The organism is Clostridium disporicum (assembly GCF_001405015.1).
Classification (GTDB): domain Bacteria; phylum Bacillota; class Clostridia; order Clostridiales; family Clostridiaceae; genus Clostridium; species Clostridium disporicum_B.
In genome coordinates, this window is sequence record NZ_CYZX01000010.1 from 116,692 (window position 1) to 142,689 (window position 25,998).

General features: G+C 29.9%; 22 protein-coding genes, 1 tRNA gene and 1 rRNA gene. 5 read left to right on the forward strand and 19 right to left on the reverse strand.

The annotated features are described in order from the left end of the window. Positions 1-35 precede the first annotated feature (35 nt). The gene (locus ARA56_RS08455) at positions 36-1,037 is read right to left on the reverse strand and encodes a CotS family spore coat protein (protein ID WP_055265685.1); all 1,002 of its coding nucleotides are present in this window, start codon (positions 1,035-1,037) and stop codon (positions 36-38) included. 106 nt (positions 1,038-1,143) lie between these two features. On the opposite strand from ARA56_RS08455, the gene ARA56_RS08460 reads away from it, so the two are divergent. Continuing rightward, entirely contained in the window at positions 1,144-2,262 is a 1,119-nt protein-coding gene (locus tag ARA56_RS08460; protein ID WP_055265688.1) for a glycosyltransferase family 4 protein, read from the forward strand. A 101-nt stretch (positions 2,263-2,363) separates the two neighbouring features. Here ARA56_RS08460 and ARA56_RS08465 read toward each other — a convergent pair whose 3' ends face one another. From ARA56_RS08465 to ARA56_RS08475, 3 genes are read right to left on the reverse strand one after another with little or no spacing between them, the layout of a single operon-like run. Further along, positions 2,364-3,380 (reverse strand): CotS family spore coat protein, encoded by a 1,017-nt coding sequence (locus ARA56_RS08465; protein WP_055265690.1) that lies wholly within the window; start codon positions 3,378-3,380, stop codon positions 2,364-2,366. 14 nt (positions 3,381-3,394) lie between these two features. Further along, positions 3,395-4,129 (reverse strand): hypothetical protein, encoded by a 735-nt coding sequence (locus ARA56_RS08470; RefSeq protein ID WP_055265692.1) that lies wholly within the window; start codon positions 4,127-4,129, stop codon positions 3,395-3,397. An 11-nt stretch (positions 4,130-4,140) separates the two neighbouring features. Beyond that, the gene (locus tag ARA56_RS08475) at positions 4,141-5,136 is read right to left on the reverse strand and encodes a CotS family spore coat protein (RefSeq protein WP_055265695.1); all 996 of its coding nucleotides are present in this window, start codon (positions 5,134-5,136) and stop codon (positions 4,141-4,143) included. A 124-nt stretch (positions 5,137-5,260) separates the two neighbouring features. On the opposite strand from ARA56_RS08475, the gene ARA56_RS08480 reads away from it, so the two are divergent. Next, positions 5,261-6,397 (forward strand): glycosyltransferase family 4 protein, encoded by a 1,137-nt coding sequence (locus ARA56_RS08480; protein WP_055265697.1) that lies wholly within the window; start codon positions 5,261-5,263, stop codon positions 6,395-6,397. 176 nt (positions 6,398-6,573) lie between these two features. Here ARA56_RS08480 and ARA56_RS08485 read toward each other — a convergent pair whose 3' ends face one another. Then, on the reverse strand, positions 6,574-7,086 hold the full coding sequence (locus tag ARA56_RS08485; protein ID WP_055265699.1) for a Gx transporter family protein: 513 nt from the start codon (positions 7,084-7,086) through the stop codon (positions 6,574-6,576). An 11-nt stretch (positions 7,087-7,097) separates the two neighbouring features. After that, positions 7,098-7,487: a NusG domain II-containing protein gene (locus ARA56_RS08490; RefSeq protein WP_055265701.1), complete on the reverse strand. Its 390-nt coding sequence runs from the start codon at positions 7,485-7,487 to the stop codon at positions 7,098-7,100. Positions 7,488-7,845: 358 nt separating this feature from the next. On the opposite strand from ARA56_RS08490, the gene ARA56_RS08495 reads away from it, so the two are divergent. Then, positions 7,846-8,907: an FAD:protein FMN transferase gene (locus ARA56_RS08495; protein WP_055265703.1), complete on the forward strand. Its 1,062-nt coding sequence runs from the start codon at positions 7,846-7,848 to the stop codon at positions 8,905-8,907. Between the two features lie 84 nt (positions 8,908-8,991). Here ARA56_RS08495 and ARA56_RS08500 read toward each other — a convergent pair whose 3' ends face one another. The 3 genes from ARA56_RS08500 to tsaD all read right to left on the reverse strand — a co-directional run bounded on the left by ARA56_RS08500 (position 8,992) and on the right by tsaD (position 12,336). Then, positions 8,992-10,179, reverse strand: a complete 1,188-nt coding sequence (locus ARA56_RS08500; protein WP_055265705.1) for a S1C family serine protease — start codon at positions 10,177-10,179, stop codon at positions 8,992-8,994. A 116-nt stretch (positions 10,180-10,295) separates the two neighbouring features. Next, entirely contained in the window at positions 10,296-11,294 is a 999-nt protein-coding gene (locus ARA56_RS08505; protein ID WP_055265707.1) for an alpha/beta fold hydrolase, read from the reverse strand. Between the two features lie 31 nt (positions 11,295-11,325). Continuing rightward, on the reverse strand, positions 11,326-12,336 hold the full coding sequence (gene tsaD / locus ARA56_RS08510; protein ID WP_055265709.1) for a tRNA (adenosine(37)-N6)-threonylcarbamoyltransferase complex transferase subunit TsaD: 1,011 nt from the start codon (positions 12,334-12,336) through the stop codon (positions 11,326-11,328). A gap of 211 nt (positions 12,337-12,547) precedes the next feature. Between tsaD and ARA56_RS08515 the strand changes: the two genes are divergently transcribed. After that, the gene (locus tag ARA56_RS08515) at positions 12,548-13,165 is read left to right on the forward strand and encodes a RusA family crossover junction endodeoxyribonuclease (protein ID WP_055265711.1); all 618 of its coding nucleotides are present in this window, start codon (positions 12,548-12,550) and stop codon (positions 13,163-13,165) included. 11 nt (positions 13,166-13,176) lie between these two features. After that, a complete protein-coding gene (locus ARA56_RS08520) occupies positions 13,177-13,734 on the forward strand; it encodes a GDSL-type esterase/lipase family protein (RefSeq protein ID WP_055265713.1) in 558 nt (185 codons plus the stop codon). 13 nt (positions 13,735-13,747) lie between these two features. On the opposite strand, the gene ARA56_RS08525 is transcribed toward ARA56_RS08520, so the two are convergent. The 10 genes from ARA56_RS08525 to ARA56_RS16305 form a co-directional block, all read right to left on the reverse strand. Then, entirely contained in the window at positions 13,748-14,683 is a 936-nt protein-coding gene (locus ARA56_RS08525) for an NAD(P)/FAD-dependent oxidoreductase (protein ID WP_055265715.1), read from the reverse strand. Positions 14,684-14,700: 17 nt separating this feature from the next. After that, the gene (locus tag ARA56_RS08530) at positions 14,701-15,588 is read right to left on the reverse strand and encodes a diacylglycerol/lipid kinase family protein (RefSeq protein ID WP_055265717.1); all 888 of its coding nucleotides are present in this window, start codon (positions 15,586-15,588) and stop codon (positions 14,701-14,703) included. 117 nt (positions 15,589-15,705) lie between these two features. Next, positions 15,706-17,049 (reverse strand): TldD/PmbA family protein, encoded by a 1,344-nt coding sequence (locus ARA56_RS08535; RefSeq protein WP_055265719.1) that lies wholly within the window; start codon positions 17,047-17,049, stop codon positions 15,706-15,708. A gap of 11 nt (positions 17,050-17,060) precedes the next feature. Next, positions 17,061-18,440, reverse strand: a complete 1,380-nt coding sequence (locus tag ARA56_RS08540; protein WP_055265721.1) for a TldD/PmbA family protein — start codon at positions 18,438-18,440, stop codon at positions 17,061-17,063. A 1-nt stretch (position 18,441) separates the two neighbouring features. After that, positions 18,442-19,896: a hypothetical protein gene (locus tag ARA56_RS08545; protein ID WP_055265723.1), complete on the reverse strand. Its 1,455-nt coding sequence runs from the start codon at positions 19,894-19,896 to the stop codon at positions 18,442-18,444. A 1-nt stretch (position 19,897) separates the two neighbouring features. After that, positions 19,898-21,292, reverse strand: a complete 1,395-nt coding sequence (locus ARA56_RS08550; RefSeq protein ID WP_055265731.1) for an ATP-binding protein — start codon at positions 21,290-21,292, stop codon at positions 19,898-19,900. Then, complete coding sequence (locus ARA56_RS08555) at positions 21,285-21,977, reverse strand: response regulator transcription factor (RefSeq protein WP_055265725.1); 693 nt, start codon at positions 21,975-21,977, stop codon at positions 21,285-21,287. Before ARA56_RS08555 ends, ARA56_RS08550 begins: the two co-directional genes overlap by 8 nt. A 186-nt stretch (positions 21,978-22,163) precedes the next feature. Continuing rightward, positions 22,164-23,195 (reverse strand): polysaccharide deacetylase family protein, encoded by a 1,032-nt coding sequence (locus tag ARA56_RS08560; protein ID WP_055265727.1) that lies wholly within the window; start codon positions 23,193-23,195, stop codon positions 22,164-22,166. A gap of 161 nt (positions 23,196-23,356) precedes the next feature. Next, positions 23,357-23,431 (reverse strand) — tRNA-Asn (locus tag ARA56_RS08565). Between the two features lie 52 nt (positions 23,432-23,483). Next, a 23S ribosomal RNA gene (locus tag ARA56_RS16305) occupies positions 23,484-25,998 on the reverse strand; the annotation flags it as partial.

Here is a 25,998-nt window from a genome sequence, read left to right on the forward strand (position 1 = left end):
TGACTCAAATAAAGCATCGTTAAAATAACGATGCTTTATTTGATATCATAATTATTCTTAAATTGTTCTAAGAATTTAAGATATTCTTCTTGCTCATTTATTATACCTTCTAATTTACTAGCAAAGGTGTTTTGACCCCAATTTACTTCATTATAATAATATCTATTTGCTAATCTCCAATATCTTTGTGGAAATTGTAAATATGCAAAAAGTACTTTATATTCCTCTTCTTTTAAAGGTGACTCTTCATTATAAGAATCAATTATAGCTGTTGCAAAATCTATATTCCAATTACATCTCTTTAAAACCTTTGTCATAAAATTTGAAATATCAAATGTTCTTATTTCTCTCTTGCAATAATCAAAATCAATTACACTTATCTCGTTATCTTGTCCAATTATAATATTATGATAAGTATAATCATGATGACAAAATCCCTTTTCATTCTCTGCTACAGCGCATAATGCTTCATATTCAGATTCTTCTAAAGTTTTTAAAGCCTCTTTACCTATCTTTTTATAAAAATCTAATGATTTTATATATAATAGGTCAAAGCTACTCTTATTATTTTTCTTTCTTACCATATCTCTCATCTTATCTAAAGATTTAACCCTCTTTGCCATTAATGTAGGCCATCTCCCCAAGTCGGTTTTTAACTTGGAATTTTCTGGTGGATCATATCCTTTTGATGCTTCATGTAATTTTGCAAGTGTTCTAGCCGCAATTTTTACGTCTTCTATGTTATGAAAATCACATTCCCTACCCTCTAGCCATTCAGACAAAGTATATAAGTCCTCATTAACTAATGCATAGGGCTCCCCATCTATGTTCAAAAAATACCTATCTACATTTTTAAAACCATTTTTTATAAGATGCTCCTTAGCTCCATATACAAATAAAAGCTTTTGAGGGCCATAATTTATCTTCTTTAAACACCTTTCACCTTTGTTGGTTTTTAAATAGTATACTCCTTTGTTAGCTTTAATATTATCGATTTTAATTCCAAATTGTCTTTCTACTTCAAACTCCCTCATCATAACTCTCACCCCCTTATATATTTATATGTACTATTCAATTCTTTTATTAACGTTTTTTTACTTTATTTAATATAATAAATTAAAACTATATTGAAAGGATTTAATTATGAATATAGGTATTGATGGAAGAGCTGCAAAGTGGTATAGAGGTACAGGGATAGGAACATATACTTATCAACTTATAAGTAATATAAATAAGATTGATAATATTAATAACTATCTATTATTTCTTCCTCAAAATACAGACCTCAAACTAAATAATAACTTTGCAACAAAATTAATCGAAGAATCTCCTAACTCTAACTTTTGGGATGAAGTCAATGCCCCTAATATATTAAATAATACTGACATAGATTTATATCACGTTCCTCAAAATGGTGTTGGACTTGCAGAAAATATTAATTGCCTAAAAACTATAACACTTCATGATATAATCCCTTTAAGAATGCCTGAAACTGTCAGTGATAGATATCTTAATATCTTTAATAATCAATTACCTAAAATAATCGAAAACTGTGATGGTATAATAACTGTTTCTCAATTTTCTAAAAATGATATAGCAAAGGAATTTAATTTTCCTAAAGAAAAAATTTTTGTTACTTATTTAGGTGCAGAGGATATTTATAAACCATTAGATAAAAAGTCATGCAAAAACTTTTTAAAAAATAGATATAATATCGATAAAAACTTTATACTTTACGTAGGTGGCTATAGCCCACGAAAAAATATTATCGGTATATTAGAAGCTTTCTCTCTTTTAGATCCTAAGCTAAGAGAAAATCTTTACGTTGTTATTACAGGTAAAAAAGGTATTTCCTATAGTATATATATGAAGCGAGCTGAAGACTTAGGAATCAAAAATTCTGTAATATTTACCGATTTTATTCCTTTAGATCACCTACCATTATTTTATAATGCTTGTGAATTCTTAGTTTATCCATCTTTTTATGAGGGATTTGGATTACCTCCACTAGAAGCTATGGCTTGTGGTACTCCTGTTATAGCATCAAATGTAACGTCTATCCCTGAAATTTGCTCTGGTTCAGCATTATTAGTAGATCCTCATGATATAGATGCTTTAAATTTATCTATGGAGGAATTACTATCTGATGATAATTTAAAAAATTCTATGATTAAATGTGGTTTAAGCAACTGCTCGAAATATTCATGGTTAAATACGGCCAAAGATACTATTTCAGCATATAAATCTATAATTGGAGTTTAATTATGCATTGTTATTATTTAAAACTAAATTTGCTATACTGTAATCTCTTAATTTAAAAGGGCTAGCATTGCTAGCCCTTTTTATTTATTGCTAATAAATATTTAATTATTTAAAAATTCTATCCTAAATTTATCTATTTCTAATTTATTTTTTAGTCTGCTTAAAAATACTTCTTCACTCCAAGCTTTTTGTTTAAAATAGTAATCAGTTGCAATACTTATAAAATCTTTAGGATAATTAATTAATTTTCTTAATATTTCTACCTCTTCTTTCTCTAACTTATTCACTTCATCATATGATTTTATAATTAGTTCTATTATTTCTTCGTTATATGCTAAATTCTTAATTACCTTCATAGCATATCCATAAATATCTACTATTCTCATATCAATGCTACAATAATCAAAATCTATAATATTTACTTTATCTCCATCTATAATAAAGTTATGATGTGCCAAATCATTATGACATAGCACTCTATTCTCTTTATTGTTAATCAAACTTTCGTACCTACTATTTTTCAATTCTTCTATAGTCTTTATTAAATCTTTTTTTGCATTATCTACATTTTGTAAAAACAAATTGTCAAATTCATTTTTATATCTATACTTGTTAACAAGCTCTTCTAGTTGTAATAAAGTATAATATTCCTCTTCCATCTTATTAATTAAATTTTCACCGCTATTTTTCTTTATCTCTTCTTCTGAAATATTTTTAAATATATTATTAGAGGCTATATGCATTTTTGCAATAGCTTTAGTGCATAATTCCACTTCAATAGGATTAGTAAATGTAGCCTCTCTTCCTTCTACCATATCAAGTAATACATATTTCTTACCTTTCCATACGGTTATTATATCTCCATTTGTATTCCTAGTGTATTTTAAAACCATGGGATATTCTGACTCAATTATTTTTAATACCTTATCTATAAAATCGATTCTATCTTTTGTAGAATCTGTTATCTTCAATACTTTTTTGCCCTTATCTGTGAATAAGACAAATACCTTTCTTAATGGAATTACATCATTTATCTTTATTCCTAATAAATTTATGAACTCTTCTTTAAAGTCATATTCACACAATATATTTTTATCTACATATCTGGTTTTAACCAAATTAACTCTCCCCCTTATATTATCTCATCACCATCTATCTCTATAGCCATATTAATCTTTTTAATCCAATCATCGTAGTCATTATCATCATACCCTCTATACTTATATATTAACTTCATAGTTTCAAATGGATAATTACATAAGGCAGTTAAATAATTTTTACTTTTTTCTGATAATGATGATTTATATACAAATTCATCAATTACTTTTTCTATTTGTATGTTAAAATTTCTACGTTTTATCCTTTTAATATAATTAAATAAATCATGCTCTATTAAATTATATGATATATATTTTGTTGTTCTTATTTTTAAGATTTCATTTTCTGCAAGTTTCAAATTTCCTTCATCTACTCTTCCTAAGCACATTTCATAATTATTCATACTCCGTCTTATAAGATCAAAATAACTCTCATTATCCATAACATCAAATGATGTCTTTGCTCTATTTAAAGCTATATTTCCTTTTTCTAAAAGATAGAAATCAAATTCATTTTTATTATTCTTTAGGTTTATAGTATTCAATAGTTTATCTACTTTTTTAATCTGAACTCTAAAATTTTCAACATCTTTTCCAATTGTACTATTTATTCTAGGTATTATTGTTATCTTATTATTCATTAATCTACTTTGTATCATTACAATTAGATCTAACTGACTACTTATATCTATACTATTTCTATCGCTTTTTCTAGTAAGATTTTCATCTACAATTACCTTGTTATTATTTAAATAAGTTATTATATCCATAAGTTCACCACCTATCTAAAATACTCCTCTAAAAACTCCTCTCTTTCTTCTCTATCATCTAAATATTTCTTTAATTTACTTACAAAAAAATCTTCTCCCCACAATTGTTGCTCCCAATAATATTGAATTCCAACTTGCCAAAAAACTTGAGGAAATTTTATAAAATACTTCATTATATTTAACTCTTCATCTTTTACTTCATTACTTATAGAATAATTGTTTAATATTAAATCGGCTTTTTCTTTACTCCATTTTCCATCTTTCATTGCCCTTATCATAAGAGAACTTAAATCATGAATATGCGAATCTAATATACAGTAATCAAAATCAATAATATTTAGTTCTCCATTCCTATCTACTAATATATTATGATGAGCAAGATCATGATGGCAAAATCCACATTTCATAATTTCTTTATTCATTAAATAGAAGTAGTTACTCTTTTTTAATCCGTTTATACTGGCTATTCCTCTCTCTATCTCTTCATCTAAATGCTCTAAATACAATCTATCAAATTCAGATTTCTTAGCTTTTTGAGAAATTCTATGAGCAAAATCTAACATTTCATCACATCTTGTACTAAAAGTACTTATCCATTTATTCCACCCATATCTTGGTGTCATTCTTCTATCTAATATAAAACCTGTACTGCAAGTATGAAGTTCACCTATCTTTTCAGCAACTTTAGCAAGTTCTATAGGATTATCATAATTGCTTATTCTAGATGGAATCCATTCTGTTAAATATGCATATTTATCACCTAATTTTATGAAATCCATATTATTTTTAGTTTTTATTATACTTGGAACAGTTTTAAATCCTTTTTTTTGCAAATGTTTCATAGCAGATAAAATAAAATAAAAATGAGGGAATTTATATCCTATAACTTTTACACAATACCCTCTATCTTTTGAATCAATTTTATATGCATTTTTTATTTGTTCAATGTAGCGTATATCTATATCGTAATTATTTTCTATAACCCTACTTATATTGATAGTATCCATAACAAACTCCTATATTTTTCTTCTTATTTATTATATGAATACTATATTTTATTGTGTTTGCTATCACATAATTAAATCTCAAATAATATTATTAATATTATAAAGTTTTAAGGAGTGAAATTTAATGAATCTCTCCATAGATGGTCGAGGTATTACACTTTATAACGGTTCAGGAATTGGTACTTATATAGCAAATCTACTTAAAGAATTAATTACTATTGATAATAAAAATGAATATACTATATTTTGGGCTGGAGATAATTATGATGCATTTAAAAAAAGCAATACTAATATTGTTTTAACTTCAAAAAGACATGGTATGTTTTATGAAAATTTTTATTACCCTAATTACTTACAAAGTAATAATATAGATTTACATCATATACCTCAAAATGGAATTGGCTTATCAAAAGATTATCCTGTTCCTTGTGTTGTTACAATTCATGATTTAATTCCTTATACTCTGCCTGAAACCTGTGGTAAAGGATATTTAACAAGATTTTTAAAAGATATGCCATATATTATAGAAAATTCTAAAGGGATTCTTACAGTATCTGAATATTCTAAAAGGGATATACTTAAATTTTTCCCAAGCTTTCCTGAAGATAAAATTTTTGTAACACCTTTAGCTGCAAATTCATCCTTTTACCCTATGGAAAAAGATATCTGTAATAGTTTTTTAAAAGAAAAATACAATATAGATTTTCCTTTCATTTTATATATAGGTGGCTTTAGTTCAAGAAAAAATGTTAAAGAACTTATTCTCTCTTTTAATGATATTTATTCATCACTAAAAAAGAAATATAAATTAGTATTATGTGGCTCTATAAAAGATGAAGGTGAAAAATTAAAAGAATTCTGTAAAGGTCTCAGACTTGAAAATAACGTTATTTTTATTGGATTTGTTCCTGATGAAGATTTACCATTCTTTTATAATGGTTGTAGCTTATTTGTATATCCTTCACTTTATGAAGGTTTTGGTTTACCTCCGTTGGAGGCTATGAGCTGTAAAGCTCCTGTAATTACTTCAAATTTAACATCTATACCTGAGGTTACTAAGGATTGTGCTTTGTTAATAGATCCATTCAACAAAGATGAGTTATCTAACTCAATATTAAAAGTATTAAATTCTTCTTCTTTAAGTGAAGAACTTTCTGAAAAAGGATATAGTAATAGTAAAAATTTCACTTGGACTAAAACAGCTGAATTAACGTTACAAGCTTATGAATCAATCTATAAATCACTAAATAATAATATCTAAAAAAATAAAGTGCGAAGCACTTCTAGTTAACAGTTAAGAATCAAGCTTTAATAGTTAAGGATGAAACTACCACATAGTGTCTAAAAATATATCTTTAATAAATTTACACTATAATTTCAACCTATGACCATTAACTTTTCTATTTTAACTTTTAACTATAAAATGACTCGCACTTTTTATCTAAATACAGGTAATCTAGACAGATGCCTTACTAAATAATTAGCAGTAACCCCTATAAAGATTCCTGTCCCTATACCTACTATAGATAGTACCGGTAAATATAACATAACTGATATATTGTGAACTATTGATGAAGCAACTAATAATTGTCCTACATTATGAAATATAGCTCCAGTTGCACTTACTCCTACAATACTTACTTTTTCTTTAAAACTTTCCTTTACTAATACCATTGCAAAAAAACTTAAAACCCCACCTGCAGCACTATACATAAATGATGATAGGTTTCCACCAAACATTGTAGATAATGTAAGTTTTAAAAACACTACAAGAAATGCATCTCTTTTATTTTCTAAAGTATATAAAGCTACTACTGTTATTAAATTTGATAACCCAAGCTTTGCACCTGGAGTTACAAAAGGAACTGGTATCATTCTCTCAAATATATGTAAAACTAATGCTTGCGCTACCAGTAATCCAATATATACCATTTTACTTGTCTTTCGCATAAACTTCACCCCTAATGAGATAATATAATATCTTCATCTTCATTATTTTTTTTACCTTTAACTTCTATCATAAACTTGTGTGGTAAACAAACTAAAGTCTCTCCAGGTTTACTTATATATTCTGGATTCATACAAACCTTATCAGAACAATCTGCATCAATTATTCCTATCTTGTCTCCATTTATAATTATTGTATTATGACCTTTGTCACTTTTAAAATCAATAATTTCTTCTCCTGTATGGTTAGTTAATGGAATTGTCTTTTCAATCTTCCCATTAATACTAATTTCAGCATAAGTCTGATCAAAATCTCTTCCTACTACAAATCCAAAAATAACTTCTGGTAAAAAAGAAAAAATCATTAAAATTGCAATAATGATAAAATCCCATCTTTTAAACATAAAAATTCCTCTTCTCTATTATTTATCAAAATTGATAATATTTTATCTAAAGGTTAATATTTATATAATTCTAATTTCTTTACTTTTTAATTATAATTATTTTTTAATCTATTAAAATTAAAAATAACTACTAGATTATTCTATAAGTTATTTGTTAAAATGTCTACACATTCAAACAATTCTTTATCTATTTATACTAATAATCTATCATAATAATTTTTACATAATCTATTTATATTGTTAATGTTTTCTTTATATTTTATAATTAGTTAGTAAACAATAAAAATAAAGTGCGAAGCACTTTGGTGAAAGGTTTGACTTCGTCGTACACATTTCTATTCAAAGGAGGAAATTACATATGTTTAAATTCAAAAAGTATTCAAAATCACTTTTATGTTTGTCCTTAGTATTTATGCTTGTTGGTTGTGGTCAAAATACTAAAAAAAATGAACAAACTACTCAGCAAGAACCTATAAAGCGTACTGAAATGCTAATGGGTACAGTTATCAGTGTTACTTTATATGACTCTACTGATGAAACAATCCTTGATAAGGTTTTTGATAAAGTTAAAAATTTAGAAGAAACATTAAGTATAAACGAAGCAGGTACAGAAGTAGATAAAATAAATGAAAATGCAGGTATTGAACCAGTTAAAGTATCTGATGATACAATGGAAGTAGTTAAAGAAGGGCTTTACTATTCAGATCTTTCTCATGGTAAGTTTGACATAACAATAGGTCCATTAGTTAAGCTTTGGAATATACCAGATCGTCCTACAGAAGATATTCCAACCCAGGATGAGATAGATGCAGTTCTTCCATTAACTAATTATAAAGACGTTGTTGTAGATGAAAACAACAAAACTGTATTTTTAACTAGACCTGGTATGATGCTTGATTTAGGTGGTATAGCAAAAGGATATACTGCAGATGTTATTTCTAAGATGTTAACTAATGAAGGAGTTAAAAGTGCAATTATAGATCTTGGTGGTAATATATTTGCACATGGTGAAAAAGTTTCAGGTGATGCTTGGAAAATAGGTATTCAAAATCCTTTTTCAACTAGAGGTGAAATAGTAGGTGCTATTTCTACAAAAAATAAATCTATAGTTACTTCAGGTGTATATGAGAGATATATCGAAGTTAACGGAGTTAAATATCATCATATATTAAATCCAGAAACAGGTTATCCATATGAGAATAATATTGCTGGTATAACTATTATAAGCGATAAATCAACTACAGGTGATGCATTATCTACATCTGTATTTGCCCTTGGCGTTGATGAAGGTATAAAATTTGTAGAAGGATTAGATGGTGTAGATGCAATATTTGTTACTAAAGATAATGGAATATATCTTACATCAGGAATTAAAGATAATTTTGAGTTAAGAAATGACAACTTTAAAGTTATGAACTAAAAAAAATATATATTAAAGAGCTAGCATTCGCTAGCTCTTTTCAGTAATCTCAATTATTAATTGTTACTTATTTGATTAAATAAATTACTCTGATGTTAAAGTTACGTCTAATGTTTTAGTTTTTCCATCTCTTATAACTTCTAACGTAATAGTGTCTCCATCATTTTTTGAGTTCTTAATTTCTTTTAATTCATCAAAAGTTTTAACTCTTTGACCATCTACTTTAACAATTAAGTCTCCCGGCTTTACTCCTGCTTTTTCTGCTGGAGAGAATTCATTTACCTCAACAACATATAAACCTTGTTCCATACTTAATTTATTTGCTAATGTTTCGTCTACTGTTCTAATTGATATTCCAAGATTTAATATTGGTTTTGATAAAGATTCTATTTTATCACTTATATCGTTTATAGGAATTGCAAAACCTATACCTTCAGTATCAGTACCAGTAGCCTTCATTGTATTAATTCCTACTACCTGACCTCTAGTATTTACTAATGGTCCACCACTATTTCCTGGATTTATAGATGCATCTGTTTGAATAAGATTTTGCATAACTCCTGACTCAGTCTCAACATTTCTATTCAATGCACTAACTATACCATTTGTAACGGTTTGTGATAAATTAGTTGATAAAGGTGTTCCTATAGCAATTACTGATTCACCTTGTCTTAATTGATCTGAATCTCCTAATTCAACTACTGCTGGAATTTTAACATCACTATCTGTTATCTTTAACATTGCTACATCTTGGTTTTCATCATAATTAACAACCTTTGCTGCTACAGTTGTGTTATCACTTAAAGTAACTGATATTTCTGAAGCACCTTCAATAACATGATAATTAGTTAATATATATCCATCTTCATTTATAATAAAACCTGAACCTACACCTTCATATTGTTGTTGGAAGAAACCATTTGATGTAACTCCCTTAGTTGATACAGTTACTACTGCTGGTGCAACTTTCTCAAAAGCTTCTGTTATAGATAATGTACTATCATTTTTAAAACTAACATCTGCAGTGTTTACATTGCTTACAGTATTTTGTTGAGTTGTATCTACTTCGTTATTCATCATAACATATGTTAATCCACTACCTGCAACACCACCTAGTAATGAACAAGAAACTACTAGAGCAATTATTTTTCCCATTCCGCCACCTTTTTTTCTTGGCTTTCTAATTCTTTCGCTATTATAGCTATTATTTTCATTTTTCTGATTCAAATTCTCTTCTTTATAAACTGCATCATAAATATTTTCGTTGTCCATAATGTACACTCCTCTTACTTTTTTCTATATTTATAATATAAACCTATAATGTGTCAAATATATGACAAAATTAAAATAATAAAAAAAATGAGCTAATAAAGCCCATCTTTTTATTTCTACCTTTGTTTACTTTGTAATTCTTTAACTATATATCTAATTCCATTTACAACACTTTCTGTGCTATTTAAACCTGAAAAAGTTGTTTCTGATTCTGTTTTATAAATTTTAGTTAATGATTCATCTCCTAAATCTTTAAACTTCTCTCCATCAGAATTAGTCATTAAGTAATATGGTATTCCGGAAAATACTCCTGGATTTTGGCTACTACTTAATCCTTTAGATAAGTTGTTCATTTCATTATATACAGCAGTTGTATATTTTGTTTTAGTTCTTTGTGCTTTAAACTCCTCTAACTGATCTCCTGAAATAGAATTTTCAAAATCATCTAAACTAACATCTAAATTTAACTTATCTAACAATTCTGTCAAACCAAAATTTGATCCTATTTTCTCAATATTTCTTCTTATTTTAGTAATTAATTGTTTCTTATTATAATCCTTTGATCCTATATATGATTCATCTAATGGATTTATCAACATTACACCAGCAACACTATCTTTAAATTGTTCTGCAAAGCTTGTTAACACTAATGATCCATATCCCTCTCCTACTAATATATACGGTTCTGGAGCTCCAGCCTTTCTAAGTAATATTTTTAGATCTTGTGCTTGCTCTTCTGGGGTTCTTTCTGGTCCTGAATCACTATATCCATAACCTCTTCTATTATAAACAAATGTACTTACATTATCGTCACTTAATTCATCAACAACAGGTGTCCACTGTTCTAAGTTTCCTCCTATTCCTCCATCAAAAACTACAGTATAGTTCCCTTCTCCTTCTAACCTATAGTCCATTCTTCTATCATCTACTGTAGTATAATCAACTCTTTGTCTTAAAGTTTCCTTAGTAATAAAATTGCTTATTTTTTGATAAACAAACCCTATTACAAATATTATACTAAGTATTATTAAAATTAGCTTTGCAATCTCTTTAGGCGTTCGATTTTTTTTCATGCTAACTTTTCTTAAACCATTTGAATATGGCAATAGCTTCATTTCCCATCCCCCCTTATTTTCTTTTGTATAATTATAACTTTAAGTTTGGCTTAGCATTTAAACTTAAGTTATTTTCCTTCCCATTTATAAAGTTATAATATGCAGCACTACCAATCATAGCAGCATTGTCTGTACAAAGAATCATATCTGGGAATAATACATCTATTCCTTTCTTTCCTGCAACTTTTATTAAATTCTCTCTTAAGGTTGAATTAGATGCTACGCCCCCAGCTATAGCTATCTTATTCACTTTTCTTCTTTTACAAGTTAATAATACATTTTCAGTTAATACATCAACTACAGCTTTTTGGAAAGAAGCCGCAACATCTGCTGCATTAACTTCAATGTTTTGCATTTTACACTTATTCAAATAATTTAATACTGCAGATTTTACTCCACTAAATGAGAAGTCTAATGTGTCTTCTTGGAATTTAGCTTTTGGAAACTCAATAGCATTTGGATTACCTTCCTTAGATAATTTATCTATCTTAGGACCTCCTGGATACCCAAGCCCTAAAGCTCTAGCTACTTTATCATAAGCTTCACCAGCAGCATCATCTCTTGTTTGACCTATTACTTCATATTGTCCATAGTCTTTTACGTGAACTATAAACGTATGTCCACCAGATACTACTAATGATACAAATGGTGGCTTTAAGTCCTTATGCTGTATATAATTAGCACATATATGTCCTTCTATGTGATTTACTCCTATTAAAGGTTTTTTAGTTGCAAAAGCTAATCCTTTCGCATATTGTAAGCCTACTAAAAGTGCTCCAACAAGTCCAGGTCCATATGTAACTCCTATAGCATCAATTTGATCTAGAGTTACATTTGCTTTTTGAAGTGCTTCTTCTACTACTCCGCTTATTACTTCAATATGCATTCTTGATGCAACTTCTGGTACAACTCCACCAAATTTTTTATGTGTATCTATTTGAGATGCTATTACATTTGATAAAACTTCCCTACCGTCTACTACTACTGCCGCAGAAGTTTCATCACAACTTGACTCTATAGATAAAATATATTTTTTTTCCATATATATACCTCTTCTTTTCTTGTTTTTACAATACTTGTATTATATATCATCAATTATTTATATTCAAACTATTACTTGTTAATTTATTCTTTCTACTGTATATTTTAGTATAGATTTAGAACTACATCTAACTATTACGAATATTATATACTTATTAAACAAATTATTCATCATTTTTTGTTTCATTTTTTGGATTTTTAAGGAGATTTATATGAATACTTATGCTAAAGTTATTGTCCCAGGGTCACCAATTTCAAAGTCAAATTTCAAATTACATAATAAAGATGGTAGAGCAATTCTTCCTTACAATACAGGTAAGGCACATGATAAATATGCATTATATGAAGAAGAAATAGCTTACTATGCCAGAAGTCAAAATCCAACTATAGTTTTTGAGGAATCATTAATTGCAATTTTAAAAGTTTATTATAAAAGCGAAAAACGTCATCCAGATACAGCTAATATTACAAAAAGTATCTTTGACGGAATAGAAAAGAGCGGCTTAATAGTAAATGATGCTCAAATAAGAAGAATAATTGTAGAGGAATTTTATGATAAAGAAAATCCTAGGTTTGAACTTGAACTTTTTGCAGAAAGTAAATTCTCATTATCTTATTCACTAATAGAAAATGTTGATAGAAAAGATAAGCTCTTATATTCTTCACTAAAGAAATCTACTAAAGCTCCTATTAAGAAAAAAGAAGAAAAACTTAAATCTTCAAATAGCGTTTGTTCTGTTTGTAACAAGACAGTAGATCTTAATTCATGCGTAAAAGCTGATGGTGGAAAAACTATTATATGTAGAACTTGTTTTACAAAGTTATTTTAAGGAGATATAAAATGAAAGATAATTTCGTTTTTTTAGGAGATAGCCTAACCTTTGGTTATGGAGTAAATAAAAAAGAGTGCTGGGTTGAATTAATTGCTAGTACTTCTGAATTTAATATAATAAATAAAGGTATTAATGGTAGCACTACTATAGATATGCTTGTAAGATTTGATAAAGATGTAATATCCCTTACCCCTAGAAAGGTATTTATTATGGGTGGTACAAATGATTTATTATGTAATAGAAGCATATTATCTATAAAGTCAAATATCGAATTAATGATTAAAGATTTAAAATTAATTAATTCTGACATAATTATAGGAATACCTCCAGATATAATTATTGAAGATGCTTATAATTTATTTATGGAATCACCTACATATGATTATTGTAAAGCCTCACTCCCAATATTAAGAGAAAATCTCATTTCTCTTTGTAATAATTATAGTTGTAAATATGTTGATTTTTATTCTTTAACAAAAAACAATATAAAAAGTAATATTTATCTCGATGGAATACACTTAAATCCTAAAGGACATCAACTTATGTTAAAGGAGTTCTTGAAATAAAGTGCGAAGCACTTTATTTCATTTGTGATGCTACTATTTTTCCAACTTTATATCCATCTTCTCCACTATTGAACAATCCATTACGACCATTTATAATTGTTCCACAACAATATATATCATCTATAGATGTTTTATAATTTTCTATCTCTAAAGAGTCTTCATTTATCTTAATATTACTATTTTTTAAATAATCAATTTCTGGATAGTATCCAATAGCAAGAACTAAAGAATCGCACTCTATAATTTTAGATTCCTCTTTTCCACTATAATTTTCTATTCTAGCCCACTCTATTCTTTCACTTCCACCAACTTCGACAACTTCACTATTACATATAACAGGTACATCAAATTCATCTATTATATTAGCTAAATCTTCATTTACGCTTTCTCTTGACGTTATTATACCTTTTACTTTAGCTCCTTCAATAACAAGTCTTCTCGCTAATATATATGTCCACATTGTATTACCTGATAATATTACTTCTCTTCCTGGTAATAAACCTTGAAAATTTACTAATCTATGAGCTGCAGCCGTTGAGAATATTCCTGTATATTTATGTATTGGCACTATTATGTTACCTGTGTACTTCTCTCTACATCCAGAAGCTAATATTATTTTATTGGCTATTATCTCTGCTTCCCCTTCATAAGGATTAACATACTTAATCTTTTTATTATCAGTTATCTCTAAAACTCTTGTATTATTTTTAAACTGTCCATTTAAGCTAATATATGTTGTAATTAATATACTAGCAAATTCCGGACCTGGAACCTTTTCTCCTAAATGAAATTCTCCAAAATCATTATTTATAAATAAGTTTAGGTTTCCACCTAAATCCTCTTCTTGCTCTATTATTAAAACATTTTCTATATTTTCTTCTAATGCTGCTATTCCAGCTAAAAGTCCTGATGCTCCAGCCCCTATAATTACTAAATTATATTCCTTCATTATTATCCCTCCATACCTTAATTCTTAGGTACAATAAGCTTTATCCCTTTTGGTATTATTTCAAAATTAAATTCATTAGACTTTATTATTTCTCCATCTATATTACTTATTATTTCTTTTTCAGAAATTATTTTTAGAGTTTTACATTTATTATAATAAGTATCTTTAAATTTTCTAATATCTTTTTTAGTTAAAAAAGCTACTAGATATCTTAGAATTTTATATGGATTAGATTTTTTTATCCCATAAAAATCTAAACTTCCATCTGACAATTCAGCATCTGGAGCTAAAATTATCCCTCCACCATAATATCTACCATTAGCTAATGCAACTAAAAACATTTCATCAGTATTTTCTACACCATCTATTATAAACTTTATTTTTTCAGATTTAAACTTAAATAATGATACTAATGCTCCTAATATATAAGCTAATGACCCCGATATAATATGTTTATTTTTAAATATCTTTGCATTCAAATTAACATCTGCTGGAAAACCAATTGCAGATATATTTATAAAATACCTATCGTTTATACATCCAACATCTACTTCTTTACTTTCACCCTCTATAGTATCTTTTATGATATTGCTTAAATCACTATCATCTAAATAACTTCTTACAAAATCATTTCCTGATCCAGCTGGTATTATTCCTAAAGATGCATTTTTTCCTATTAATCCGTTTATAACTTCATTTAGAGTTCCATCTCCTCCTACAGAATAGACCTTACATTCTTCACTATAATCATAATTTTTGACGACATCTGTAGCTTCTTCCGGTCTTTCAGTAGTTATAATTTCATAGTAGTCATCTTTATCTTCAAAATATTTTTCTATTATTTCTTTACACCTAATTGCATTTCCCTTACCTGCAATAGGATTAATAATAAATAAATGCTTCATACTATAATACCTCAATAAAAAATTTATAGCTATTTATAAATATGTATTTAATTTATAAATAGCTATATGACAGATCCTTAATTTAATTTTATATTATTTTACATATATTGTAAATAATTATTCTCCTGCTACTGAAAGGCCATTTACTTTAATAGACGGACTTCCTACACTACTCATAGGGAATAATAAGTCATTTCCTATTTCTTCAATATTTTTTAACATATCAAAGAAATTACCTGCTATAGTTATTTGTTCAACTGGAAATGCTTTTTTGCCATTCTCTATATAGAATCCTTTTGCTGCTAAAGAGAAATCTCCAGTTATTGAATTAGCACCTGAGTGTAATCCTGCAAAATCACAAATTATTAACCCTTTATCTATTGATGATATTATTCCGTCAAAATTCTTATCTCCTGGTTCAATATAAAAATTAGTTGGAGAAACTGATATAGGTGAAGCATAAGATCCTTTAAATCCATTACCAGTTGACTTAACTCCTGCTTTATTAGCTGTTTTTAAATTATGAAGTAAAGTTTCTAGTTTACCATTCTTTATTAAATATGTTTTCTTAGTTGCTACTCCTTCATCATCAAATCCTACAGTTGCTAATCCATCTTCTAAATGTGGATCATCTACTAAAGATACATTTGAACTTGCAATAACTTCTCCTTCTCTATCTTTTAATAAACTTAATCCTTTTTGAGCTGCATCTGCGCTAAATACTCCTGCAAAAGTTGAAAGTAAAGATACCATTGCTTCATTTTTTATTACTATTGGATAACTACCTGACTCAATGCTCTTTCCATTTACTTTAGATAAAGCCTCTTCTATTCCTTGTTTTGCTATCTTCTTAACATCAACCTCATCTAAAGATTTTGCTACTACATATCCAAAACCATCATACATTTTATCATCAATAGTAAGTATAGGTACAACATACGCAGTTAATATATTAGATTTATTTTTTAAATTTAATCCTTTTGTATTAATTATTCCATATTTTCCAGAACTATAACTAACTGAACATCCACTAAAGTTAGTTACTTTATCTGAAAGCTCCTTAGCTTCTCTCTCCATTCCTAATGCTATATTTATAAGCTTATCAGCTTCTATATTTTCTAATGCAGGATAATAAGTGCTAACATCCTTATATTCCTTATCTCCTTCATATATAAACTGAATATCGTCACTTTCTACGGCTAACGCACTTTCCTTTGCACTTCTTACAAGCATATCTATAGCTTCTTTATCTAATATCTCAGTATATGAATATCCTATTTTATCATTTATCTTTCCTCTAAATGATAGTCCATAGGAGTTATTTAAATTATATTTTTCAACTTCACCTTTATATACTCCTATACTAAGGCTTTCTCTATCAACATAATATACTTCACATTCAGCAAATCCAACTTCTTTTGCTTTATCAAATAATTCATTAACAAATTGATTTAATTTCATAAATATCCCCCCTATCTTCCACCTACAGTTATTTCACTTACTCTTATCATTGGTTGACCAACATTTGTAGGTATGCTTCCTGATGATGATCCACACATTCCTTGACCTTGTGTCATATTATTTCCTACCATATCTATATTCATAAGTATTTCGCTACCTTTTCCTATTAGGCTAGCTCCTCTTACTGGTTCTTGTATTTCACCATTTTTAACTATATATCCTTCAGATACTGCGAAGTTAAATTCTCCTGTTACTGGATTTACAGAACCTCCACCCATCTTCTTCGCATATAATCCATCTTTAATTGATTTTATTATTTCTTCTGGTGAATCCTCACCGTTAGCTATATAAGTATTAGTCATTCTTGAAGTTGGAGCAAATTTATAACTTTGTCTTCTTCCACTTCCTGTTGGAGCCATCCCCATTCTTCTACCATTTAATCTATCTATCATATAAGATTTTAAAATACCATTTTCAATAAGAACATTCTTTTGAGTTTTATTACCTTCATCATCAATGTTTAATGAACCCCATGCATTAGGAATTGTACCATCATCAATAGCTGTGACCTTTGTTGAAGCTATTTGTTCACCAAGTTTTCCAGTAAATACAGAATTTCCTTTTGCTACAGCAGTTGCTTCCAATGAGTGTCCACAAGCTTCGTGGAATATAACTCCACCAAATCCGTTATCTATAGCTACCGTCATTTTACCTGCTGGACAATTTTTAGCATGAAGCATTGTATATGCTATTCTTGAAGCTTCTTTTCCATAGTACTCTGGATTTATATGATTAAAAAGTTCAAATCCCATATGAGCTCCTGGTCCTTCAAATCCAGTTTGATTTTCTCCATTAAGAGATGCTACTGAATTAATCGCAAGTCTTGTTCCAACTCTCTTATCCTCTACATATAACCCTTCAGTGTTTGCGATTAAAACATTTTGCTCTTTATCTATATAATTTACTCCAACTTGAGATATTTCGCTGCTATAATCTTTGGCTGCATTATAAGCTATCTTCATAACACCAATCTTTTTATTTATATCAATGCTAGATGGCATGTGTATAATTGGATGTGAATTTTTGATAGTTGTACAGTCTAATACTATATTTTTTTCTTCCTTGGCTTCTCCAAGAGCTAATGCTGCTTTATAAGCAACATTAAGTAATGATGATAAACTATTGTTATTTGTATAAGCATATACGCTTTTTAACCCTTTAAATATCCTTATTCCTATTCCATAGCTTCTTCCACCAACAGAATTTTCAACTTTTCCATTAAGAATTCCTATAGTATTATTTATAGTATCCTCTTCAAATATTTCTGCAAAATCTCCTCCTGTAATTAAACACCTTCCTAAAACTCTTTGTGCTACTTCTCTTGATAACATTCTATTCCTCCTCTATATATATCTCGCTTCCATCATTAAAAGCTTTTTGCCATTCATCTACATATCCACTAGTGCACCATTCTGCCATTATTATTTCTTCATTTTCCTTCATTGGTATATTTATTAATGGTGAACCTTGTAAGTGTCCATCTTCTATTCTATATACAGTTAAATAATTTTTATATTTAACTATTGCTATTTCTCCATTAGGTGAAGTATATGCATCTGATAAAAAAGGTACTTCTCCTTTTAATATTTTCCATGGTACTAATAAAGAATTAAAATTAATTAACTTTGTATTTGGAGCTATAGAAGTACTAAAATCTTTACCATCTTCATTTTCTTTAACTGATGTTATTTTACCTTTTAATATCCATTTACCATCATGTCTACCCATAGTTATATTAGTATAATCTACTGTATTTTTATAATCTTCTTTATCTTCATCTGTTATATTTTCATAAGCCTTTTTAAAGTCAGCATCATATAACTCTTTAATATCTTTATTAAAAAGCTGTTCTATAGTTAATCCATCATTAGAGTTAATATTATCTACAGGTATTATTTTATAATCATGGTATTCATTTATAAAATTATCTCCTCTATAACTTTCTAACGCTATACAATCATTTCCTATAAAATTAATACTTTTATAAGTACTTACCTCTTTATTATATTCACTGTTACTAACTATTTTTCCTTCTAAGGTACTTACCTCAAAGTAATCAAAATGTTTATTGTCTATCTCATCATATTTAAATTTTATAGACCAAATACCATTTATTCTCGGAAATATAATATTCTCTTTTTCATATATAGCATTTATATAGTCATTCTTATAACTTATCCAAATAGTTCTATATTCATCTTGAGTATAGCTACCATCTTCATTTAACATTCTTGGTTTTTTTAGTCCAATCATAACACCAACATCACTATTATTACTATCATCTATAGAATTATCATTGATTATATTTCCATTATTAACAGTAAAATTTGTATCACTACTAATCTTTTTTAAATATATTAAGTCTGACCTATATATCATAACTATATTATCATCATCTAAAATTATAAATTCACATAAAGTTATATTATTATCTATAGCCGAAATAATATCTACTCTATCTTTTGATCCCATAAATCTTTCTGCAGTAATATTGTTTTCATATGATATTACATAGCTCTTATCTACAACCTTTAGCTTATATCTAACGTTTGCAACTAAAGAATTAAATATTTTTATAGAATCTTTTTTTATTTGAACTTCTTTTCCTGTTAAATCTTCCGCTTCATTATATTCATCTTCTGATATACTAGAATAACTTTCTACTATCCATGTTCCACTATACTTAAACGTATTATCTACTAGTATATCATCTAAATTATTTGACTTTGAACATCCTATAAATATTATATTAAGGATAAGAACTACTACAAACAACTTATATCTCATACTACTTTTCCTCCTTAATATTCGGAATAGTAATTTTAACTGATGTTCCTTTTCCAAGTTCACTTTCTATATTGAAAGTTCCCTTATGAAGTTTTATTATTTCATCACATATGGATAATCCAATTCCATTCTGTGAATTGCTATTTTTACCTTTATAAAATTTTTCTTTTACTTTAGGCAGTTCTTCCTCACTTATTCCTACTCCACTATCTATAATAGTAAATTTTATATCACTTTCATTTTGGTCTACAAATAAACTTACCTTTCTTTCTTTATCAGTAAATTTAAATGCATTATCTAATATATTTATTAAAACTTGTTTCATTTTATTGTAATCAAAAAATCCTTTAGATACATTATTACTAATATCTACATTAAACACTATATCTTCGTTTACTGCCCTAGGTTTCATATAATTTTCAATATGAGTTACAAAGCTTCTTATATCAACATTTCTTTTATTAAGATGAACTATCCCACTTACTAGCTTAGAAAAATCTAATAGCTCTTCAACCATAAGCGTAAGCCTATCAGTTTCTTTTTCAATTATATCAAATCCCATTTTTAATGTTTCTTTATCTGTCTCATCATCATTTAAAGTAATAACCCAACCTTTAATTGCAGTTAGTGGAGTTCTTAATTCATGAGAAACTGAAGATATAAATTCATTTTTTAATTTTTCTCTCTTTTCTATCTCTGATGCCATGTAATTTAATGTATTAGATAATTGAGTTATTTCTTCATTGTTATATACTGGACTCTTAATCTTTAAATCTCCACTTGCCATCTTTTTAGCAACTTTAGTTATTGATTTAATAGGATCTACTATTGATTTTGCCATTAATATACTCAATATCAATCCTATTAATATAACTATTGAAGATATTATTAAAAACAATATTATAAAAGCATTTATTGTATTATCTATATCTTCTAACGAAGATATAACTCTTATTATTCCATTTAATTCACCATTTATTATTATAGGATGAGATACAATCATTATATTTCCATGATAATAATCACTTTTACCAACCCATCTAGCAGTTTCTCCATTAATAGCCTTTCCTATGTCAGGAGTTTGTAGTAACTTATCATCTCTTATTCCTATAGAATCCATAAGTAGTTTTCCGTTTGGATCTAATATTTCTACTTGTGCATTTATATTATTCCAAAAAGAATCTATATTGTCATAGATATTTTGTATTAATGTCTGACTTGAAAAATACTTATCATAAAAATTTATTGATGATTCAATCTGATTTGTTAAAAAGTCTTGTCTATTTTTATAGTAGTATTCCTTAAAGAAAACTATCATAAATATATCTAATATTATTACAGTAGATACAATTACTATTAGAAAGTTCTTTATTAATTTACTCCTTACACTATTCATATTCTTTACCATTCCATCTATACCCTGTTCCCCATATAGTTTCTATATATTTTGGTGCAGATGAATCATTCTCAATTTTAGCTCTTAACCTTCTTATATTAACATCTATTATCTTTAAATCTCCAAAATAATTTTTTCCCCATAATATATTTAGTAGCTCATCTCTAGTAAATGCCTTTTTAGGATTTTCTAAAAATAACTTCATAAGTAAATATTCCTTTGGTGTTAAGTCTAACTCTACATCATTCTTACTAACTTTCTGTGAATATAAATCTATTTTAAATGGCCCATTTTCAAGTATTTCGTTTCCTTTCTCTTCCTTACCTATGCGTCTTAATATAGCCTTTATCCTTAATATAACTTCCATAGGATTAAATGGCTTTACAATATAATCATCTGCTCCATATTCTAATCCTATTATTTTATCCATATCCTGTCCTTTTGCTGTAAGCATAATTATTCCTATATCACTTATTTTTTCTCTTAGTATCTTACATACTTCAAATCCATCTATACCTGGTAGCATAACATCTAATATAACAATCTTTGGTCTTTCAAGTAATGCTATTTGTATACCTTCTTCCCCATTATCACATTCCAACACATCAAAATTATTTCTTTTTAAATTTATTTTTAAAAAACCTCTTATACTAGCTTCATCTTCTATTAATAATATCTTCTCCACTTTTCTACCTCCATTTTATATAATTATATAACATGTTTTATATTTTTTACTACAATATGAATTTGAAAATATAGTATATCTCTTTAAATGTAACTTATATAAATATTCACTTTTTCTTTATTATGCCTATACTTTATATAAAAAATGCCGAATAAATAGTTTATACTATTTATCCGACATTTAAGTTTATTTTAATGTTTTGAATTCATATCCTTGACTTTTTAAGTAATCTATAGCCTTCCCTAAATATTGTGCAGTACTTTCTTTTGCATCTGTATCATGCATTAAAACTACTATAACATCGTTATTTCCCTCTAGGTCTGTTACAGTCTCTTGTAATCTAGCTAGTAATTGATCTGGACTTAATCCTTGCCCCTCTGCATCTCCATTAAGAGTATTCCAATCAATATATGAATATCCATCTTGTTCTAAAACACTATCTATAGTTGATGTATCCCAAGAACCATGTCCACCTGGAAATCTTATAACCTTTGTACTAAAATTCTCTCCTAGTACTTTTTTCATTGCATCTTCTGACTTTTTCATATCATCCATAAATACATCTGCATTAACTACTCCACCTGGATACAATATATCATATCTATGACAATATCCATGATTTCCAATGGCATGCCCTTCTTTAACTATTCTTTTTAAGGCTCTTTTAGCATAGTCATTTTTATCAACCATACTTCCTAATATAAAAAATGTAGCTTTTACATCTTTTTCTTTTAAAACATCTAATATTTCATCTGTAACATATTCTGATGGCCCATCATCAAATGTTAAATATGCAATTTTCTTGTTATCTTCTCTTTGATAATTCCAATAAGTTAATCTATTTTGGACTTCTCTAGCATCTGTAGCATTTATATCTTCTTGTAATGGCAAGTACACCATTTCATCAGAATCTACTTTTTTATTGTTTGATTCATTATCATTAATATTTTCTTCTTTTAACTGATTTTGTTCTTCATTGGTTTCTTTGTTATCACTAATTATATTAATATTATCTTTAATATCTATGTTATTTTCTTTATTTGTACCTAATGACATAGTATTAAGTGATTTTAAAGCTACTGTACTTATAACAAGTGCAATAAATATTATTATTGTTGCTCTTATTAATTTATTTAACTTCCTCTTATTCTTTTTTAATCTATTTGAATGTTTATAATTCCTACCTTTTTTAACCGTATTGGCCCTTTTACTTTTCATCTGTTAAACTCCCCTTAATCACTTTAATTATTCCCTTGATTAAATTATATTATTAAAATATAATTAATTCTTTACAAAATAATTAATTATGGTTACAAAAGAGTTACAAAAATTATTAAAAGTAAAAAAATAAACAGAAACATAAATGTTTCTGTTTATTATGGCTCCGCGAAGAGGGCTCGAACCTCCAACCTATCGGTTAACAGCCGAGTGCTCCACCATTGAGCTATCGCGGATTATTAATCAGAGTTTGTTCTCTGAAAATTGCACATGAATTTTATATTTTTATTGGTCAAGCCCTCGACCTATTAGTATCAGTCAGCTAAATACGTTACCGCACTTACACCTCTGACCTATCAACCTTGTGTTCTTCAAGGGGTCTTACTAGCTTATGCTATGGGAAATCTCATCTTGAGGTGGGCTTCACGCTTAGATGCTTTCAGCGTTTATCCCTTCCCGACTTAGCTACCCAGCTATGCTCTTGGCAGAACAACTGGTACACCAGAGGTCAGTCCATCCCGGTCCTCTCGTACTAAGGACAGCTCCTCTCAAATTTCCTACGCCCGCGACGGATAGGGACCGAACTGTCTCACGACGTTCTGAACCCAGCTCGCGTGCCGCTTTAATGGGCGAACAGCCCAACCCTTGGGACCTACTACAGCCCCAGGATGCGACGAGCCGACATCGAGGTGCCAAACCTCCCCGTCGATGTGGACTCTTGGGGGAGATCAGCCTGTTATCCCCGAGGTAGCTTTTATCCGTTGAGCGATGGCCCTCCCACGAGGTACCACCGGATCACTAAGCCCGACTTTCGTCCCTGCTCGACTTGTAGGTCTCGCAGTCAGGCTCCCTTCTGCCTTTGCACTCTTCGAACGATTTCCGACCGTTCTGAGGGAACCTTTGGGCGCCTCCGTTACTTTTTAGGAGGCGACCGCCCCAGTCAAACTGCCCACCTAACAATGTCCAGTCACCAGATTCATGGCGTCCTGTTAGAACCCCAGTACTGTCAGGGTGGTATCCCAAGGGTGACTCCACTAAGGCTGACGCCCTAGTTTCCCAGTCTCCCACCTATCCTGTACAGACAATACCGAGATTCAATGCTAAGCTGCAGTAAAGCTCTACGGGGTCTTTCCGTCCAATCGCGGGTAGCGAGCATCTTCACTCGCACTACAACTTCGCCGGATTTGCAGTTGAGACAGTGCCCAAGTCATTACGCCATTCGTGCGGGTCAGAACTTACCTGACAAGGAATTTCGCTACCTTAGGACCGTTATAGTTACGGCCGCCGTTTACTGGGGCTTAAGTTCACACCTTCGCTTGCGCTAAGTGTTCCCCTTAACCTTCCAGCACCGGGCAGGCGTCAGCCCCTATACATCAGCTTGCGCTTTAGCAGAGACCTGTGTTTTTGCTAAACAGTTGCTTGGGCCTATTCTCTGCGGCCTGCTCTCGCAGGCACCCCTTCTCGCGAACTTACGGGGTCAATTTGCCTAGTTCCTTAACTGCAATTCTTCCGCCGGCCTTAGGATTCTCTCCTCATCTACCTGTGTCGGTTTGCGGTACGGGCACTACTTCTCTCTCTAGATGCTTTTCTTGGAAGCATGGAATCATGTACTTCGGTCTAAATGACCTTCCCCATCACGCCTCAGCATTGTTACAGCGGATTTGCCTACCGTAACTGCCTAAACGCTTAGACTAGCATTTCCAATCGCTAGCACACACTATCCTTCTCCGTCACACCCTCGATAATAACGATGGTAGTGGTATCGGAATATCAACCGATTGTCCATCGCCTACGCCTTTCGGCCTCGGCTTAGGTCCCGACTAACCCTCAGCGGACGAGCCTTCCTGAGGAAACCTTAGATATTCGGCCTGTAGGATTCTCACCTACATCTCGCTACTAATGCCAACATTCTCACTCGTAATCAGTCCACCGCTCCTTACGGTACGACTTCAGCCCGATTACGACGCTCCCCTACCGCTTGCTTACGCAAGCCCGTAGCTTCGGTGGTAAGTTTAGCCCCGGTACATTTTCGGCGCAGGATCTCTCGACTAGTGAGCTATTACGCACTCTTTAAATGAGTGGCTGCTTCTAAGCCAACATCCTAGTTGTCTTAGAAATCCCACATCCTTTTCCACTTAACTTACACTTTGGGACCTTAGCTGACGATCTGGGCTGTTTCCCTTTTGACCACGGATCTTATCATTCGTAGTCTGACTGCCGGACTAAATGTATATGGCATTCGGAGTTTGATAAGGTTCGGTAAGCGATATGCCCCCTAGCCCATTCAGTGCTCTACCTCCACTACACATATCCGACGCTAGCCCTAAAGCTATTTCGGGGAGAACCAGCTATCTCCGAGTTCGATTGGAATTTCTCCGCTATCCACAGCTCATCCCATGCTTTTTCAACAGCAACGTGGTTCGGTCCTCCACGAAGTTTTACCCTCGCTTCAACCTGGCCATGGATAGGTCACCCGGTTTCGGGTCTACGGCATGCAACTAGTCGCCCTATTAAGACTCGGTTTCCCTTCGGCTCCGTACCTTAAGTACTTAACCTTGCTACATACCGTAACTCGTTGGCTCGTTCTACAAAAAGCACGTCATCACCCTCATAAGGGGCTTTGACCGGTTGTAGGCACACGGTTTCAGGTTCTATTTCACTCCCCTCCCGGGGTTCTTTTCACCTTTCCCTCACGGTACTGCTTCACTATCGGTCATCAGGTAGTATTTAGCCTTGGGAGGTGGTCCTCCCTGCTTCCCACAAGGTTTCACGTGTCTCGTGGTACTCTGGATCAGAACTTGAT

What these genes read in the sequence shown, in the direction of transcription:
- ARA56_RS08455 (WP_055265685.1), bottom strand. Translation starts at nt 1,037, where the DNA reads ATGATGAGGGAGTTTGAAGTAGAAAGACAATTTGGAATTAAAATCGAT.
- ARA56_RS08460 (WP_055265688.1), top strand. Translation starts at nt 1,144, where the DNA reads ATGAATATAGGTATTGATGGAAGAGCTGCAAAGTGGTATAGAGGTACA.
- ARA56_RS08470 (WP_055265692.1), bottom strand. Translation starts at nt 4,129, where the DNA reads ATGGATATAATAACTTATTTAAATAATAACAAGGTAATTGTAGATGAA.
- ARA56_RS08475 (WP_055265695.1), bottom strand. Translation starts at nt 5,136, where the DNA reads ATGGATACTATCAATATAAGTAGGGTTATAGAAAATAATTACGATATA.
- ARA56_RS08480 (WP_055265697.1), top strand. Translation starts at nt 5,261, where the DNA reads ATGAATCTCTCCATAGATGGTCGAGGTATTACACTTTATAACGGTTCA.
- ARA56_RS08485 (WP_055265699.1), bottom strand. Translation starts at nt 7,086, where the DNA reads ATGCGAAAGACAAGTAAAATGGTATATATTGGATTACTGGTAGCGCAA.
- ARA56_RS08490 (WP_055265701.1), bottom strand. Translation starts at nt 7,487, where the DNA reads ATGTTTAAAAGATGGGATTTTATCATTATTGCAATTTTAATGATTTTT.
- ARA56_RS08495 (WP_055265703.1), top strand. Translation starts at nt 7,846, where the DNA reads ATGTTTAAATTCAAAAAGTATTCAAAATCACTTTTATGTTTGTCCTTA.
- ARA56_RS08500 (WP_055265705.1), bottom strand. Translation starts at nt 10,179, where the DNA reads ATGGACAACGAAAATATTTATGATGCAGTTTATAAAGAAGAGAATTTG.
- ARA56_RS08505 (WP_055265707.1), bottom strand. Translation starts at nt 11,294, where the DNA reads ATGAAGCTATTGCCATATTCAAATGGTTTAAGAAAAGTTAGCATGAAA.
- tsaD (WP_055265709.1), bottom strand. Translation starts at nt 12,336, where the DNA reads ATGGAAAAAAAATATATTTTATCTATAGAGTCAAGTTGTGATGAAACT.
- ARA56_RS08515 (WP_055265711.1), top strand. Translation starts at nt 12,548, where the DNA reads ATGAATACTTATGCTAAAGTTATTGTCCCAGGGTCACCAATTTCAAAG.
- ARA56_RS08520 (WP_055265713.1), top strand. Translation starts at nt 13,177, where the DNA reads ATGAAAGATAATTTCGTTTTTTTAGGAGATAGCCTAACCTTTGGTTAT.
- ARA56_RS08525 (WP_055265715.1), bottom strand. Translation starts at nt 14,683, where the DNA reads ATGAAGGAATATAATTTAGTAATTATAGGGGCTGGAGCATCAGGACTT.
- ARA56_RS08530 (WP_055265717.1), bottom strand. Translation starts at nt 15,588, where the DNA reads ATGAAGCATTTATTTATTATTAATCCTATTGCAGGTAAGGGAAATGCA.
- ARA56_RS08535 (WP_055265719.1), bottom strand. Translation starts at nt 17,049, where the DNA reads ATGAAATTAAATCAATTTGTTAATGAATTATTTGATAAAGCAAAAGAA.
- ARA56_RS08540 (WP_055265721.1), bottom strand. Translation starts at nt 18,440, where the DNA reads ATGTTATCAAGAGAAGTAGCACAAAGAGTTTTAGGAAGGTGTTTAATT.
- ARA56_RS08545 (WP_055265723.1), bottom strand. Translation starts at nt 19,896, where the DNA reads ATGAGATATAAGTTGTTTGTAGTAGTTCTTATCCTTAATATAATATTT.
- ARA56_RS08550 (WP_055265731.1), bottom strand. Translation starts at nt 21,292, where the DNA reads ATGAATAGTGTAAGGAGTAAATTAATAAAGAACTTTCTAATAGTAATT.
- ARA56_RS08560 (WP_055265727.1), bottom strand. Translation starts at nt 23,195, where the DNA reads ATGAAAAGTAAAAGGGCCAATACGGTTAAAAAAGGTAGGAATTATAAA.